General features: G+C 62.8%; 16 protein-coding genes. 6 read left to right on the forward strand and 10 right to left on the reverse strand.

Annotated elements, in window-relative coordinates; genetic code table 11:
- The first annotated feature begins 58 nt into the window (after nucleotides 1-58).
- Entirely contained in the window at nucleotides 59-2,152 is a 2,094-nt protein-coding gene (locus HCN58_RS19165) for a methyl-accepting chemotaxis protein (protein WP_171580939.1), read from the forward strand.
- A 173-nt stretch (nucleotides 2,153-2,325) separates the two neighbouring features.
- Here the strand turns inward: HCN58_RS19165 and HCN58_RS19170 are convergent, their stop codons facing one another.
- Both HCN58_RS19170 and HCN58_RS19175 read right to left on the reverse strand, forming a co-directional pair.
- Nucleotides 2,326-2,973 carry a DUF2865 domain-containing protein gene (locus HCN58_RS19170; RefSeq protein ID WP_171580940.1) on the reverse strand — a complete coding sequence of 216 codons (648 nt, stop codon included), beginning with the start codon at nucleotides 2,971-2,973 and terminating at the stop codon, nucleotides 2,326-2,328.
- Nucleotides 2,974-3,007: 34 nt separating this feature from the next.
- Entirely contained in the window at nucleotides 3,008-3,778 is a 771-nt protein-coding gene (locus HCN58_RS19175) for a L,D-transpeptidase (protein WP_171580941.1), read from the reverse strand.
- A 308-nt stretch (nucleotides 3,779-4,086) separates the two neighbouring features.
- Between HCN58_RS19175 and HCN58_RS19180 the strand changes: the two genes are divergently transcribed.
- The 3 genes from HCN58_RS19180 (at nucleotide 4,087) to HCN58_RS19190 (ending at nucleotide 6,195) form a co-directional block, all read left to right on the forward strand.
- Nucleotides 4,087-5,190 carry an AI-2E family transporter gene (locus HCN58_RS19180; RefSeq protein WP_235983753.1) on the forward strand — a complete coding sequence of 368 codons (1,104 nt, stop codon included), beginning with the start codon at nucleotides 4,087-4,089 and terminating at the stop codon, nucleotides 5,188-5,190.
- A gap of 66 nt (nucleotides 5,191-5,256) precedes the next feature.
- Nucleotides 5,257-5,616 (forward strand): ElaB/YgaM/YqjD family protein, encoded by a 360-nt coding sequence (locus HCN58_RS19185; RefSeq protein WP_171580943.1) that lies wholly within the window; start codon nucleotides 5,257-5,259, stop codon nucleotides 5,614-5,616.
- Nucleotides 5,617-5,748: 132 nt separating this feature from the next.
- Nucleotides 5,749-6,195: a hypothetical protein gene (locus HCN58_RS19190; protein ID WP_171580944.1), complete on the forward strand. Its 447-nt coding sequence runs from the start codon at nucleotides 5,749-5,751 to the stop codon at nucleotides 6,193-6,195.
- A 919-nt stretch (nucleotides 6,196-7,114) separates the two neighbouring features.
- On the opposite strand, the gene HCN58_RS19195 is transcribed toward HCN58_RS19190, so the two are convergent.
- The 8 genes from HCN58_RS19195 to HCN58_RS19230 form a co-directional block, all read right to left on the reverse strand.
- A complete protein-coding gene (locus tag HCN58_RS19195) occupies nucleotides 7,115-7,513 on the reverse strand; it encodes a hypothetical protein (RefSeq protein ID WP_171580945.1) in 399 nt (132 codons plus the stop codon).
- Between the two features lie 373 nt (nucleotides 7,514-7,886).
- The gene (locus HCN58_RS19200; RefSeq protein ID WP_171580946.1) at nucleotides 7,887-8,276 is read right to left on the reverse strand and encodes a hypothetical protein; all 390 of its coding nucleotides are present in this window, start codon (nucleotides 8,274-8,276) and stop codon (nucleotides 7,887-7,889) included.
- Nucleotides 8,277-8,297: 21 nt separating this feature from the next.
- On the reverse strand, nucleotides 8,298-9,881 hold the full coding sequence (locus HCN58_RS19205; protein WP_171580947.1) for a tetratricopeptide repeat protein: 1,584 nt from the start codon (nucleotides 9,879-9,881) through the stop codon (nucleotides 8,298-8,300).
- 168 nt (nucleotides 9,882-10,049) lie between these two features.
- Nucleotides 10,050-10,322, reverse strand: a complete 273-nt coding sequence (locus tag HCN58_RS19210; RefSeq protein WP_210266069.1) for a hypothetical protein — start codon at nucleotides 10,320-10,322, stop codon at nucleotides 10,050-10,052.
- A gap of 7 nt (nucleotides 10,323-10,329) precedes the next feature.
- Entirely contained in the window at nucleotides 10,330-10,482 is a 153-nt protein-coding gene (locus HCN58_RS19215; RefSeq protein WP_171580949.1) for a hypothetical protein, read from the reverse strand.
- Nucleotides 10,483-10,984: 502 nt separating this feature from the next.
- Nucleotides 10,985-11,596 carry a LabA-like NYN domain-containing protein gene (locus HCN58_RS19220; RefSeq protein WP_235983739.1) on the reverse strand — a complete coding sequence of 204 codons (612 nt, stop codon included), beginning with the start codon at nucleotides 11,594-11,596 and terminating at the stop codon, nucleotides 10,985-10,987.
- 330 nt (nucleotides 11,597-11,926) lie between these two features.
- Entirely contained in the window at nucleotides 11,927-12,487 is a 561-nt protein-coding gene (locus HCN58_RS19225) for a group I truncated hemoglobin (protein WP_171580951.1), read from the reverse strand.
- A gap of 394 nt (nucleotides 12,488-12,881) precedes the next feature.
- Entirely contained in the window at nucleotides 12,882-13,688 is an 807-nt protein-coding gene (locus HCN58_RS19230; RefSeq protein WP_171580952.1) for a response regulator, read from the reverse strand.
- A 309-nt stretch (nucleotides 13,689-13,997) separates the two neighbouring features.
- On the opposite strand from HCN58_RS19230, the gene HCN58_RS19235 reads away from it, so the two are divergent.
- Both HCN58_RS19235 and HCN58_RS19240 read left to right on the forward strand, forming a co-directional pair.
- Complete coding sequence (locus tag HCN58_RS19235; RefSeq protein WP_171580953.1) at nucleotides 13,998-14,189, forward strand: NepR family anti-sigma factor; 192 nt, start codon at nucleotides 13,998-14,000, stop codon at nucleotides 14,187-14,189.
- On the forward strand, nucleotides 14,189-14,737 hold the full coding sequence (locus HCN58_RS19240) for a sigma-70 family RNA polymerase sigma factor (protein WP_171580954.1): 549 nt from the start codon (nucleotides 14,189-14,191) through the stop codon (nucleotides 14,735-14,737). The genes HCN58_RS19235 and HCN58_RS19240 overlap by 1 nt, the downstream gene beginning before the upstream one ends.
- Nucleotides 14,738-14,748: the final 11 nt, after the last annotated feature.

The following is a 14,748-nucleotide window of genomic DNA, read 5'->3' on the forward strand; positions in this document are numbered from 1 at the left end:
ACTGGCTAAGTTTTTACGGTTTTTCCTCCAAATGGCCATGACGCCTCGGGGAAGCATCATGTTGAACCGTCTGACCGTATCCGCGCTGCTGAAAACCCTCATCCTCGTCACCTCCTTCTGCGTGGTGGTTGGATTTTCACTCAACGCCGGGGACTCCTGGGGCCGCTTGCAGGCGGCTAGCCGCATTGCTGTCATCGCCGACGCCTCCGCGAACATGTTCAAGGCGATGCACAATCTGCGCACCGACCGCTCCACGACCAACCGGCTGCTGAATGCCGATGCGCCGATGGACGCCGATATCGAGAAGTATCTGCGCAATATCCGCGACACCGAGATGCCGGCGATGGGCAATGCGCTCGGCCTGCTCGGCAGCCTGGAGTTCGCGCAGCACCAGACGCTGGTCCCCGAGTTCGACCGCCTCTACAAGACGATGACGGCGCTGCAGAAGGAGTTCTGGGATGCCGTGGCCAAGCCGAAGGCTGCGCGCCGACCCGAGCTGGCCAAGGAGTACATGGCCGCCGCGAATGCCGTGCTGGAGACGCTGGAGAAGCTGTCGGGAGCGCTTGCTGGCGCCGTCAATCACCGGGACGCGACGATCGACCAGTTGCTCGCGATCAAGCAGATCGCCTGGCTGTTGCGCAACACCGCCGGCGAGGCCTCGCTGATCGTTTCGAACGGTCTTAACGCCGGGAAGGTGTCGCCGGAGGCGAAGCTCGCCTACACAAAGTATACTGGCGGCATCGATGCTGCGTGGGGCGCGCTGGAGCTGACAGCCTCGGGGATGCAGTTGCCTGCGGCCATTTCCAGCGCGATGGCGGCGAACAAGACCGCCTATTTCGAGCCGTCCTATCTCAGTCTGCGCGACCGGTTGCTGGCGCAGATTGCGGATGGTGCGAAGCCGGAAATGACCGCCAACCAGTGGACCCCGGTCACGGTCGGACGCCTCTCCGCGGCAGTCGCCGTGGCCGAAGCCGCGCTCGACGCCGCCAAGAATCACGCCGCGCACCTGCACTCCGCCGCCCAGCGCTCCCTGGTAACTCAACTCATGCTGCTCCTCGGCGCGCTGGCGCTTGCCTTGGGGGCCCAGGTGATCGTCGCCCGTCGCGTGATCAAGCCGCTGCACGCTATGCGCGACGCCATGCTAAAGGTCGCAGCCGGCGATCTTGGCGTCGATACCGGTTATGCCGCGCGCCACGACGAAATCGGTGCGCTGGCCGGCGCACTGGAGACGTTCAAGCAGCAGGCGGTCGACAAGGTCCGGATCGAGGCGCAGGAGCGTGAGCGCAACGCCGGCGCGATGGCGCGGCAGCAGGCGATCGAGAGCTATGTCGGCGAGTTCGAGAGCGTGGTGCGCCAGACGCTCGATCAGCTCGGCGATGCCTCCGGCCAGATGCGGAGCACCTCGACGGGCCTATCGACGATTTCGCGCCAGACCAATGAGCGCGTCCAGATCGCCGAGAAGGCTTCCGGCGACGCCTCGATGAGCGTTGAGACGGTCGCCGCGGCGTCTGAAGAGCTCAGCGCCTCGATCAACGACATCAGCCAGCAGGCGGCGCACGCGGCCAGCATTGCAAGCCGCGCCGTCGGACAGGCACGCAATACCGACGGCACCGTCCAGGGCCTCGCCCAATCGGCGGGCCGGATCGGCGAGGTCGTGGGTCTCATCAATACCATCGCCGCGCAAACCAACCTGCTCACGCTCAACGCCACCATCGAAGCCGCCCGCGCCGGCGAGGCCGGCCGCGGCTTCGCGGTGGTCGCCTCGGAAGTTAAATCGCTGGCGAGCCAGACCGCCAAGGCGACCGAGGAAATCTCTGAGCAGATCTCCGACATCCAGCGTGTTGCCGGCGAGGCCATCGACGCCATCAAGGGCATCGGCAGCATTATCGGCGAGGTCAACGAGGTCGCGACCGCGATTGCCGCTGCCGTGCAGCAACAGGGCGCCGCGACGCAGGAGATCACGCGCTCGACGCAATTTGCTGCGCATGGCACCAAGAACGTGTCCGACAACATCACCGGCGTAAAGGCCGATGCGGACGCAGCCGCAGCCGCTGCCGAGGATGTAAAGCATGCTTCCCAGACGCTGGAGACGCAGAGCCAGCAACTCGGCAATCAGGTTACCGCGTTCCTCGGCAAGATCCGCGCGGCCTAAGTAGTCACCTCTCCCGCTTGCGAGGTCGAGACGAGCGCAGCTTGGTCTTGGTCGACGCCCTCGCAGAGCGCGGCGGGTGGGGGAAATCTTTCGTCGAACTCTGACATCCATTACGCGGCGCGACGCCCGACCCCCACCCTCTCCCGCAAGCGAGAGAGGGAGGACAAACAGCATCACTCCCGCGCCACCACGGGCACCCGCCCATATTTGGCGCGAACCTTGCCGGAGGCGGGCGAAAAATTCAGTTCGGCGCCGCGCTTGTCGCCGCTGCGGCCTGCGACCAGAAGGCCGTTCTCGCCGGCGACGATGTCGCCCTTACGCAGCGTGGGGTCGTCCTCGATCTTGACCTGGGCGAGACCGACCTGATCTTTGCCGTTGCAGGTGCAGCCGTTGACGAGCTCGTTGCGATAGCGGAACGCGTTTGGCAGCTCGGAATAGGATTTTCCGTTTTCGGCGGTCGCATCATCGATGCTGCCGCCATAAAACAATTTGGTCTCGCTGGCCGGGCACAACTTGTTGCAGGAGGCCGCCTTGCTTGCGTTGTCAGATCCGCTGACCGGGAAGTAACGGCCATCGCAGGTCCGCACGCAGTAGACCTGGCCGTCGCCACCACCGCCATAGCGGGCTCGCCGCTCGCCGCGCGGCGCGTACACCTGGCCGTCGTCATTGGGGAACGGCATCTGGACATAGGGTTGATGGCGCGGACGGGCGAACCCGCCGAACAGTTGCGAGAAGAAGTCCTGCGCCTGCGCCGCAGGCGCCAGCGCGGAAGCGCACATCAGCGCGGCTGCTCCCCAAGCTGCCAGTCTTCCCGATCGCATCAACCTTCTCCTCTCACGCAATATAACGCATCAATCAGTTGAGCTGCGGCGCTGTCAGATTCATCGCCTGGCGGCCCGACGGCGCAACTGCGATCGGGCGCGGACGCGCGCCGGCCGGACGAGCCGTGATGCCGGTCCTGGAATCCGCGCCGCGCGCCATGACCGGCGCGTTCTTCCGTAGCACCACGACCTTGGTGCCGACATCGACCCGGTTGAACAAATCGATGACGTCCTCATTGGTCAGGCGGATGCAGCCGGACGAGACGAATTTTCCGATCGTCGAGGGATCGTTGGTGCCGTGAATGCGGTACTGGCTGGTGCCGAGATACATCGCCCGCGCGCCGAGCGGATTGCCGGGACCGCCGGCCATGAAGCGCGGCAGATAGGGCTGGCGCGCGATCATCTCCGGGGGAGGATACCAGTCCGGCCATTCCGCCTTGCGGCTGATGGTCTGCACCCCGGCCCAGGTAAAGCCTTCGCGGCCAACGCCGACGCCATACCTGATGGCCCGGCCTTGGCCGAGCACGTAATAGAGCGTGGTGTTGCCGGTATCGATGATGATGGTACCTGGCGCCTCCGTCGTGCCGAAGGGGACGACCGCGCGGCGAAGCCGTTCGGGCGTCGCACCCTCGTCGGCTCCGATCACTTCATCGGCGGGATAAGCATTCGGCTGGGTGGACGCATAGCCGAGCGTCTGCGCGTTCGCAGCGCTCAAGAGCACCGACGGTGTCAGCAAAACGGCGGCGACAAGAGCGAACGCGCTCGCCACGCGCGACGAAAGCCGGCGATCGGAGGACTGTGTCATGAGACTGCCCCTTGGGATGTGTGCATCGCTGGATGCGCTGCTTCAACAAACGCTGCCGCGGGCCGACGGTTCCGCGACGCCGGCGCCTCGGCCTATCGCACCAAACGCGACACCGCTCACGCCTGCGCGATGGAACCCGCGTCTCCGCGCCACGTTATAATCCCAGTCCGCTTCGCGACGTCGCTGTTGCCGTGTCATCGCCGGATCGGGCGAGGAAAACCATTGTGAGCGTCACTCCCACCAAGCCGTCGCCCACCAAACCTTCGCCTGCCAAGCCATTGGCCGATAAATCCCCGCCGACAAAACCTTTGCCCGGTGAGCGCCAGCTTGCGCACGAGCGCGAAGGCACGCCGGTCCCCGATAGCAGGACAGAGTCGCCGCCGGTCATCCGCCGCACTGAAGTGGTAGTGATCTCGCTCGTCGGCCTGCTGGTCATCTGCATCATTGTCGGCCTCTATCTCGCCAAGGCATTCTTTCTGCCGATCACGATGGCCTTCATCATCGGCACTATGCTGTCGCCCGCCGCTAACTTCCTGGAGCGTTTTCGCATTCCGCGGGCGGTCGCAGCCGTCGTGATCGTGGCCGCGGTCAGTGCCGCGGCGGCCTTCATGGTCGGCCTGATCGCTTCGCCCGCGATGGAATGGAGCAGCAAACTCCCGGAGCTGGGCGCACGGCTGAAGGACAAGCTGCACGTGTTCGACCGGCCGCTCGCGTTTTGGCAGGAAATGCAGAGCACGCTCGGCGGCCCGGACACGCTGACCACGTTCCAATTGCCGAAAATGGAATGGGTGCAGCCGACGCTGGAATTCCTGTCGCCGACCTTTGCCGAATTCCTCTTGTTCATCGCCACCCTGATCCTGTTCATCGCGAGTTGGCGGGAACTGCGCCGGGCCTTGATCATGAATTTCGGCGAGCGCGAGTGGCGGCTGCGGACATTGCGCATCCTCAACGAGATCGAGGAGCATCTCGGCAATTACCTTTTGGTGGTGACCACGATTAATGTCGGCGTCGGTATCGCCACCGGCCTGATCTGCGCGGTGACCGGCATGCCCAATCCGGCCGGCCTTGGCGCCCTGGCGGCGATCCTGAATTTCATTCCGATCATCGGCCCGGTGGCGATGTTTGCCGTGCTGGTCGTGGTCGGGCTTGTCGCATTCCCGACCATCAGCGCCGGCCTTCTCGCATCCGCGATGTTTGCGGTGATGACCTTTCTGGAAGGCCATTTCCTGACGCCGACGATCGTCGGCCACCGGCTGGCGCTGAACGCGCTGGCGGTATTCCTGGCCTTGGCGTTCTGGACCTGGCTGTGGGGCCCGATGGGCGCGTTCCTGTCGTCGCCGCTCCTGATCGTCGCGCTGATCGTGAAGGAGCATTTGATGCCGCCCGATTCGCCGCAACTGCCGGAAGATTAGGCCGGGGAACTTCCCGTTCCACGAAGCGTTTGTTCCGCGGATGAACTCAGTGCCCGGGAGCTTTCGATGTCTGATGCCGCCATGAAAAATCTGACGGACAAAGCTACCTACGAACGCCTGCAAAAGGATGTGACCGCCGTGAAAAACGATATCGCAGCCCTGACCGAGCAGATCACCGACGCGCTGAACAGGTTTGCCGGCACCGCCGGCAAGCAGGCGCGGCATGGCTACAGGCAGGCGCGCGCCAATGCGGAACAGGCGGTCGACGACATGTCCGAGCGCGGCAGCGCGATGATGGACGCCGCCCAGGACGCCGCCTCCTCGATCGAGGAGACGCTGGAAGATGCCATCGCGCAGCGTCCGCTGGCGACCGTCGCCCTCGCGCTCGGTATCGGCTTTCTGATCGGTGTGACGTGGCGTAGGTAGATTTGGCGTAGGCAGGTTTGGCGCAAAGCAGTGCGCGCCGGAGAGCCATGCCTTGCATCGCCTCTTGCATTCCCGTGGCGGCGGCGCGCTGCGGGTTGTTTGTTGACGCGGTTTTCAGATCGAGGCGTGGTCATGTTTCAGCGACTGATCGATGATTTCAAGGAATCGACCGGCACCGCGTTGCGGCTGACCTCGCTGGCGGCAGCTGCGGCCATGGCATTGCTGGTCACGACCGCGTTTCTGTGCGCGGCGGCCTTCGTATTCGTGCTGGAGAGGTACGGCCCCGTGCAGGCCTGCCTGACCGGGGCCGCAATCTTCTTCGTGATCACTCTCATCGCGGCCGGCAGCTACATGGCGCGCAAGAAGCAGATCGAGGCGCGCGCCGAACAAGCGGCGAAGGCGGCAAAATCCACCGCGCAGACCGTGCTGTCCGATCCGATGCTGGTTGCCGCCGGCATCCAGGTGATCCGCGCCATCGGCGTCAAGAAGCTGATCCCGATTCTTGCGGTCGGCGGACTGGCGTTGGGATTTTTGGCCAGCCGCGCCAACGCAAGCAGCGGCGAGGCGCCGGCGGAGTAGGCGCGACGCCGGGTCTTCCGTGGCCACATGAGCGAAGCAACCGGATCGGATTTCGAGGTCGTCACCTTGAGCCAGCAGGGATGCGGCATACTCGCTGCGTTCCCTCCCCCCTTGCGGGGGAGGGCTAGGGAGAGGGGTGGCGGCATCGGCAGTGCTCGACCCCTCTCCCCGACCCTCCCCCGCAAGGGGGGAGGGAGCTCACCGTCCGCGCGGCGACAGTGCGCGTATGATTCAAAACAAGATATGAGCTCGCGATCTCGCGGCGCATGGCGCCCGAGGGTTGCTCTTCTCTTTCCGCCCTCTCATCAGAGGGCGCAGGGAAGACCGGGTGCTGGCTGCACCCGCGGTCTCGTGTGCAATTGCGAACAAAAAGCGCGCACACGAGCATACAGGTACAGCGGGAGCACATCCCGGCCTTCCCTGCGCAATGGCTTTACGGCTTACTTCGAGTCTCCCCGGTGAACGGCTTTCTTGCCACCGTCGCTCCACGAGATAACCCGTGAAACTTAGCGCCAGCACCGCGGCGCCAGGACCACACGACTTCGCCGTACGCGTCAGGCGCCACCGTCCTGCGCGCCATTCGCGTCCATCGCATCTCACCGCACGTTCGTGACGATCGCGAAGCGCCCCTCCAACGGGTGCGACGGGCGGAGTCAAACCATTGATTTGTCCGACAACGGAAGAGGAATATTTTTTGTGAAGGGTCTGGACAGACTTTTGGTGATTTGCCCGTCGTGCCAATTGGTCGCAGCCGCGCATTGAATTTTCGCTTGTGCGCGCGGCAAATCAGTTTGCGGTTTGTGGGGGGCAAAGAAAGCGTGCCCACCATGAGGAAGCGTGCTCGATGATAGATGGTAGGCACGGCGCTACACGCCTTTACCCACCCTTCTGATCTCGCTACGACGCCTCACTCCGCGGATCAGGTCACGCAACGGCCGGGTTGGAGCAGTTTTGCAATTTCGGTCAACACGCTAACGGGCGGTTCGCAGGCGATTGCCGTCTGTGATTTGCCGGGCTTGGTGTCTGGCTTGGCCGGTGGCGCCGAGCGGTTCCGCGCCTCCTCCTGGACCACGGGAACACGTACCACCACGGAGGTGTCGTCGAGGCCGACGGTCCGGATCGTAATCGTCTCGGTCTGGCCCGCCGCGGCTTTGACCGCCGCGCGGTCGGCCTTGGCGGCGCGATTGATGTCCGTTCCGTTCGGGGTCGCGGTGAGTTGCAGCCGACTGGTGAGATCATGACCGGAAGCAAGCTGAACGGCGCCTAACGTACCGGTAACGGCGAGAGCGGCTAAAATTGCTTTGAAAATCTGTGACATGGCTCCGTGTCCCTCGCCCCGTGGCTCACGGACACAACCCGAACCGAGTAGCCGTAGGTCCGGCGCTTATCAATCACTTAACCGTGTACGAAAAAGATTCAAAAATATTTGCGGCACCATGGAACGAATCCGGGGGGCTCGGAGTCATCTCGGCAGCCGGTTATTCCCCCTGCCCCATTGACCGGCGACGTAGGGCGCGACCGTGGTGATGCCGGTCGCGCCCTGCTTTTTTCAATTTCCACATGCAGGGTCTTCGTCTGTTCGTGTGCTGGTGATGTCGCGCGCGGCGCGCTGTTGTTTTGCACTTCAATGCGAATCATGGCGCAAGTCTTGGCCACTGCTGCTCGATTACAGCAGGGGTAACTTCAGCGAATTATTTCACCCACAGCTTGAGCGGAACGCCCTGTCGACCAGGGCAATTCATCGTACCGGAATATGAATCTGACAATTGTCCGGCGTAGGTGCACTCGACGCCAGCCACCGATATTATTGCATTCAATCTCGACGACGCAGTCGAGATTCTAAAACGCAGGGCACCTGTCTTCTCTTCCGGACCATCCTGGGTGCAGATGCCAACGTGCTTCATCGTCAAAGGGCCGGAGTATTCCGGGGTCGAGCCGGAAGTCGTTTCCGCAACCGTTGCGGTCAACTCCCACTCGCCGAGATAACCGGAATACCCGATGACCTGAAGCGGCTGCGCAGCCCCGGCTGGAGATGGGGTCACGAGAACACTCAGCAGGACTGGGAGAAAATATGTTTTCATGACCCCTGCTTGCCTTCCGCCTCAGCGCCTCTGCAGGAACGCTTGCGCCTCGGCAACTTCAGTGCGCGCCTTATCGGCACCCTCGGCGATCGCGACGACCTTGCTGTAGTACTCCCTTGCCTTGGTGAGGTCGCCAGATTTTTCGGCAGCCATGGCCGCACCCGCATAGGCCCCGAGCCGATTGGGCTCCTTCCTTAGCGTCGCCTCGAAGGCTGCGAGCGCTTCCTTGGCCATGCCGCGCTCCAGCAGCATGGAGCCGTATAGCTCGCGCGCCGGCTTAGGCACGCCGGGTGTAACTGGATGTTTTTCGGTCTTGTCCTCAGCATCGGCGGCCGCGCTCATCGCGGCCAGCGCCTCGTCCTGCTTGCCTTCGGCATGTAGAACCCAGGCGGCAGCGACCTGCCGCTCGATGTCCACCTGCTCCGACCAATAGGCGTCCTTTGCCGCACGCAACTTGTCGCGCAACTCGACGAGCTTGTCGATGTCGGCCTTGGCGGCCTCAGGATTGCCTGAGCGGGCCGCCCCGAGCGCACGGGCGCAATACGTAATTGCCTGCACCTGAGCCAGCGGGCTCGGACGGACCTGAAGGTTCGCTGCCGCCTTCCAGTCGCCGCGTTCTACCAAGTAACGTGCCGGCGAGATGGCCAGCGCGTAAGGCCCGGGCAGGAAGGTCTCGGTGAAACCGGTGATCGCCGTCATTTCATTGATGACGGCCTTGGCTTTATCGTCCTGCCCGAGCTGCAAGTAGGCATAGACCTGGTAGTCCATGGCGTGCAACTGGTCGTGGAGATCTCCGGACTCTTTGGCCACGCGCGCCGCTTCGGCGTTCGATGCGATCGATTCAGTCCAATAGCCGACGCGGGTGAAAATGTGCGACGGCATATGCTGGGCATGCGGCGAAGCTGGCGCGATTTTGGCGTAGCGCCGCGCCGCATTGAGGCCTTTTTCGGCAATCGGCGGATAATCATAGAGATGGATCAGGTAATGCGAGACGCCGGGATGTTGTGGCTGGCGTTCTGCAATTGGCTCCAGGATTGCCGCTCCCTTGAGCTGGCTGGCGTAGGTCTTGTCTGCAGGTGATGCCGAAGTATTGAGCGCGAGAGCATAATGGATCTGCGCCTCGTCGTCCTTGGGATAGCGCTGCGCCAGTTGCTCCATGGCCTTCGCGTAGGCCTGGATGCGGGTGCGGTGATCGATCTTCTCGTGGTCGGCATACATGACGGCGAGCGCGTCGATATAGTCCCGCTCGCGCTGGGTCTTGGCGCCGACGCTCTGGCCCTTGGCAATCATGGCCGCGCCCTCGACGAGATTCTTCGTGGGCGGCGAGGTGTGCGGATTCCACAGCAAGCTTAGCGCGATGCCCCAATAGGCAATGGCGCATTCGGGATCGGCCTTCAGCGCATCTTCGAATACCCTTTGCGAAGCGCGGTACCAGAACGAGTGCTGATACAGCATCCCCTGGTTAAAAAGCCTATGCGCTTCCGGTTTGCATGATGTTTCGAAGTTCACCGTACCGAGCTTGTCGTCCGATTGTCCCAATGCGGGTTGCGCGAGCGAAAGTCCTGCCGCCGCTACGGCGACAACCGCGAATAATGTGTTTCTCATGATTCAGCTCCAAGCAGCATTCAATACCGACAGAGCACGCTCGGAGATTATGCGGATTTCATGAGGCCCGCCATGCCTTTCTACTTGGCAATGCAAGCTACTTGGCACTGCAAGGCACGTCAGCGATGCTTACACTTGTCTTGCCGCTGAAGGCGAGATCGCCTGTCGCTATCGCCTGGCCGCCTTCATTTCCTCGCACGGCTTCACGTCCTGCGACCGGCTGTAAATCGCAATCGCCACGATCAGCACCAGCGTCAACGTGCCGAACAGCTCGCGGTAAGCATCTTCCGTCCGCGCGCCGCTGGCGAGCGGTTCGAACGCGTCGCCTATGATTCCGGAAAGCGTCTGCATGCAAGCGACGCCGAGCATCACCGATGTGTTCATGGTCGAGATGCCGCGGCCGATCAGGCGGTCGGGGAAGATGCCGCGGCCATGCGTCATCACCGTGCTACTGGAGGCGGAGAAGAAGCCCATGCAATGATGACGGCAGGTGGGAGAACAGCGCCAGAACCGCGAGCAGCAAAATGATCGCCGAGGTGCCGCCAATGGCGATCCATTTGCGGGTATCGAGCCGGCGGTCGAGCGGGCCGAAGGCGAGCATGCTGGCCTGGTAGGCGAGCACGGCGCAGAGCAGGACATTGCCGACCGCTCGGCGAGCTGCATCGGCGAAGGGACGTTCCGGTTATTTTCTTGTTGCTAGCCGCGAGCCTATGCGGGCGCGGCGCGCCGTTCAACAAGAAATCAATCCGAGTGGCAGCCTCTATATCGGGGCGAGCATGGCCATTGCCGAAAAAAAATCCGGCGCGCAGGTAGCGCGCCGGATCAGTTCGACCAGCTTTCACGTCCAAGCTGGTGGCCCAGCCAGGGGGAGGTGCCTGGCCGAGAACACGGTAAGGCCGGCGGCCGCCGATCCCAACGTGTGGAATTCCGGGATCGGGGGCGTATCAATCATACCGCCGGCCTCACGAGCCGGAGGTGAACTGCTTCACAGACCGCGTGCACAAAAAAGCAGGCCGTGCAGCGGGCACGTGGGATCCATTCCAACTCTACACAACAACAACTCGGATTAGTCCGCAGCGCGCGGTTCCACGGTCAATCAGAAATCATTCCGCAATGCCACCGCCATTGATCGCTCCGCGCGTCGCGAACGACGGCAATTGCTGGCGGATGTCGCGTAGTCCCGGCCGCTCGGACGGATCGCGCCCGAGCACTGCCTTCAATTCCGCAAGCTCGATGAAAGCATCGGCCTGACGCCGCAGTTCGTCAGCCACCATCGGCGGCTGGCTGGTCAGGGTCGAGACGACAGTAACGTGCACGCCGCGGCGCTGCACCGCCTCCAGCAGCGGGCGGAAATCCCCATCGCCGGAGAACAGAAACATCTTGTCGATACGCTCGGCGAGTTCCATCGCATTGACGGCAAGCTCGATATGCATGCTGCCCTTCACCTTCCGGCGGCCGCCAGCGTCAGTGAATTCCTTGGTCAGCTTGGTGACGACGGTGTAGCCGTTATAATCGAGCCAATCGATCAGGGGACGGATCGATGTATATTCCTGATCCTCGACAATGGTCGTGTAGTAGAACGCGCGCAATAAAGCGCCACGGCCCTGAAACTCCTTGAGCAGACGCCGGTAATCGATATCGAAACCGAGTGTCCTGGCGGTCGCGTATAGATTGGCGCCATCGATAAAGAGTGCGATTCTGTCGGACTGCATCATCAGACACTGGCCTCTCATTTAACGGGACGCAGATCGAGCGAGCATTCGCTAAAGGCTTGCCCGCACACTGCTAGGTACCGAAGCTGACCGGGGTGACGAGGCAGGTGGCGCCGACGACCGGGAGGAACAATCGTGCGTTGCGCCGGTAATTCAATCGATAGGCATCCTGCCTCGACGCGCCAAGATTAAAGTGCGTGCGCGCCGAGCTCAATTGTACCGAGGTAAGCCGCCGGTATCAAAACGGATGGACCTGCTATACGAAGGTTTATGATTCGGCTTCGCGGTGAGGCCGCGGGCGGTAGGTTTCATCCGAACGGCGACGCGGCTGCGTCAACCGCGCTTGGCACCCGCGACGTAGCCGGCGGTAACCTCGTCCTTGTGGGCGGCGAAGGCTGCGAGGACCTCATCCTTCTCGCGCTTCGGCAACTTGAAGAAGCTCAGCGTCCGCCCGAGCTCGGCTGCCACCTCATCGAATTCCGCAGGCGAAATCCGCAAGTTCCGGTGGGCCTCCTCGAGGCCAACCGGCGTCTTGCCGGGCCTGGTCGCGGTGAACTGGAACGGGCCGCCCGCAACGTTGCAGACCCAAAGCGTCCGCATGAATTTGAGGCCGGGCAGCCTTTGCAAGTTCTTGGTGTGCCATTCCCGCAGTTGCGGGTTCTTGGATTTTTGGCCGACGATGGGATTCTTCACGACAGCATCGCTGAAGTGATCGATGACGGCTGCGATGGCGAACACGCCGCCCAGCCGTTCATACAGACTTTTCTCCGGCGTTGCGTCCTTGGCCTGCGCGTGGGCGTTGTCGGCCGTTGCCAAAGCCGCCGGCGCGGCGGTGAGTGCCAGTGCCGCGACCACGCTGCGTCTGGAAATCGAAGTCGAACGAGCCTTTGCCATTGGTTACCTCCATGGTGTGGGTACGAAAGGCATCACCGTCCGGGCGCCTGGCGCGCTGAACCAGCTCGGTATCGTCCGGTACAAATGGGCCGAAGCCCGTTGCGGCATCGGCGCTCTCCTCGCCGTCCCACTTGGATGGCGCTGGAAGAAAAACGTTCCTGATAAAATCGGGCTGGCCGGCGTTTCTCGTTGCGCTCCACAAGAGCTTTCGGAACGCCCGGGCTCTCGCCTTCTGCAAACGCCAGCGCCACACCGCCGAGCACCACGACTAGGGCCGCGATCTCACGCCGAGGCGGCTCGATAGTCCGCGCGCGCATGGCTCTTTGCGCGAAAAAAATCCGGCGCGCTACTCAAGCGCGCCGGATCGTTCCTACTCTACGCTACAAGGCTTCCGTCAGCCGGTGGCCGCGCGCGGTGCGCGGTTGCGCGAGTTGCGCTGGAAGAACAGCGCCTGGCTCGCGACCGCCGAGACCATCGCGGGCTGGAACGGTTTCGAGATCAGGAACGCGGGCTCCGGGCGCTCGCCGGTCAGGAAGCGCTCGGGGTAAGCGGTGATGAACACCACCGGCACCTCGAACGCGCGCAGCAATTCGTTGACGGCATCGAGGCCCGACGAGCCGTCGGCGAGCTGGATGTCGGCGAGGATCAGGCCGGGCTTCTTGTTTTTCGCCAGCGCCACCGCGTCGGCATGGGTGCGCGCGACGCCGATGACGTTATGGCCGAGATTCTTCACGAGGCTCTCGAGATCCATCGCGATGAAAGTCTCGTCCTCGATGATCAGGACGTCGGTGGCGATTTCCGCCGCCATCTCGCGGCCGGCGGCATCCGTCAACGCGCGGGTCTCGGCGATATCGATATTGAGAATGAACGCCACCTCTTCCTCGGAGAAGCCTTCGAGCGACAGCAACAAGAAAGCCTGCCGCGGCAGCGGCGTGATGTTCGACAGCCGCCGCTCCGGCGGCAGCGCCAATGTGGCGACATCAGGATTCTCGTTGAGCGAGACCGAATTCCAGATCTGGGTGAACAGCTTGAACAGCCCGGCGCGCGGGCCGTACCGTTCGTCCAGCAGCGAGGCATCCTGCAACAGGGCCTCCAACATGGCGGCCACATAGGCATCGCCCGAGGCCTGATTTCCGGTGAGCGCACGGGCATAGCGCCGCAACAGCGGCAGATGTTCAGCAACGAGCTGTGATCGGGACATCCCCATTCATCCTTGTCTTGGGCCGTATCCTTGGCCGTACTTAGGGTCGCATATGGGCGGACGTAACCTCGAGCGCCGCGTCCGGCGCCAATTTAAGCCTGAAGCCTTCGATTCGGGGGGACCCGGTTCCCCTGTCACCCCGACTACTCGCGGACGGCAAAAAAGTTCCAGAAAAAGTTCCCAGAATTCGGAACCTTCCGCAGATATTCGCATTAGCCTTTGACCTATAACGCGGCGGCCTAGGCCCAATTTCGAGGTAACCTCTTGAAACCACAGAGAATTAACTCTCGGGGAAGCGTGGATCAGACCATGAAGGAAGCAAAAAAGCAGGGCGGGCTCAACGCCGAGATTCAATCGAGGATCGGGCACCAGCTCCGCGCCATGTATGACGATGTGGTCCGACAAGGCGTGCCGGACCGCTTTGCTGAGCTGATCCGAAAGCTCGACGGGCCGGAAGCGGCGGCGGCCCAAATCGACAAAACAGATGAGGGGAGGGACTAATGCCTCTCACCGATTCACTTCGCGACGACATTTTAGCGTCGGTACCGAGCCTGCGCGCGTTCGCGATCTCGCTGTCAGGCAATGGCGACCGTGCGGACGACCTGGTGCAGGAAACGTTGCTGCGCGCCATTGCCAATATCGACTCGTTCCAGCCCGGCTCGAACCTGCCGGCCTGGTTGTTCACCATCTTGCGCAACCTGTTCCGCTCGGACTATCGCAAGCGGCGGCGCGAGGTGGAGGACGCCGAGGGCAATTACGCGAAAACTTTGAAGACCCAGCCGGCGCAAAACGCGCATTTGGAGTTCGAGGAGTTTCGCAACGCGCTCGACAAGCTGCCGCAGGATCAGCGCGAAGCGTTGATCCTGGTCGGCGCCTCCGGCTTCTCCTACGAGGACGCCGCCGCCATCTGCGGCTGCGCGGTCGGCACCATCAAGAGCCGCGTCAACCGCGCACGCTCGAAGCTCTCAGCGTTGCTCTATGTGGAGGGCGCAGAGGATTTTGGACCTGACGAGACCGTGCGCGCCGTGATCGGCGGCAATGGCGGCTGAGTGAGGCGATC

It is taken from the genome of Bradyrhizobium australiense, assembly GCF_013114825.1.
GTDB lineage: Bacteria > Pseudomonadota > Alphaproteobacteria > Rhizobiales > Xanthobacteraceae > Bradyrhizobium > Bradyrhizobium australiense.

Excerpts from the sequence above, each read along its gene's own strand:
- HCN58_RS19165 (WP_171580939.1), top strand. The coding sequence starts at position 59 with ATGTTGAACCGTCTGACCGTATCCGCGCTGCTGAAAACCCTCATCCTC.
- HCN58_RS19170 (WP_171580940.1), bottom strand. The coding sequence starts at position 2,973 with ATGCGATCGGGAAGACTGGCAGCTTGGGGAGCAGCCGCGCTGATGTGC.
- HCN58_RS19175 (WP_171580941.1), bottom strand. The coding sequence starts at position 3,778 with ATGACACAGTCCTCCGATCGCCGGCTTTCGTCGCGCGTGGCGAGCGCG.
- HCN58_RS19185 (WP_171580943.1), top strand. The coding sequence starts at position 5,257 with ATGTCTGATGCCGCCATGAAAAATCTGACGGACAAAGCTACCTACGAA.
- HCN58_RS19190 (WP_171580944.1), top strand. The coding sequence starts at position 5,749 with ATGTTTCAGCGACTGATCGATGATTTCAAGGAATCGACCGGCACCGCG.
- HCN58_RS19195 (WP_171580945.1), bottom strand. The coding sequence starts at position 7,513 with ATGTCACAGATTTTCAAAGCAATTTTAGCCGCTCTCGCCGTTACCGGT.
- HCN58_RS19200 (WP_171580946.1), bottom strand. The coding sequence starts at position 8,276 with ATGAAAACATATTTTCTCCCAGTCCTGCTGAGTGTTCTCGTGACCCCA.
- HCN58_RS19205 (WP_171580947.1), bottom strand. The coding sequence starts at position 9,881 with ATGAGAAACACATTATTCGCGGTTGTCGCCGTAGCGGCGGCAGGACTT.
- HCN58_RS19210 (WP_210266069.1), bottom strand. The coding sequence starts at position 10,322 with ATGACGCATGGCCGCGGCATCTTCCCCGACCGCCTGATCGGCCGCGGC.
- HCN58_RS19215 (WP_171580949.1), bottom strand. The coding sequence starts at position 10,482 with ATGCTCGCCTTCGGCCCGCTCGACCGCCGGCTCGATACCCGCAAATGG.
- HCN58_RS19220 (WP_235983739.1), bottom strand. The coding sequence starts at position 11,596 with ATGATGCAGTCCGACAGAATCGCACTCTTTATCGATGGCGCCAATCTA.
- HCN58_RS19225 (WP_171580951.1), bottom strand. The coding sequence starts at position 12,487 with ATGGCAAAGGCTCGTTCGACTTCGATTTCCAGACGCAGCGTGGTCGCG.
- HCN58_RS19230 (WP_171580952.1), bottom strand. The coding sequence starts at position 13,688 with ATGTCCCGATCACAGCTCGTTGCTGAACATCTGCCGCTGTTGCGGCGC.
- HCN58_RS19235 (WP_171580953.1), top strand. The coding sequence starts at position 13,998 with ATGAAGGAAGCAAAAAAGCAGGGCGGGCTCAACGCCGAGATTCAATCG.
- HCN58_RS19240 (WP_171580954.1), top strand. The coding sequence starts at position 14,189 with ATGCCTCTCACCGATTCACTTCGCGACGACATTTTAGCGTCGGTACCG.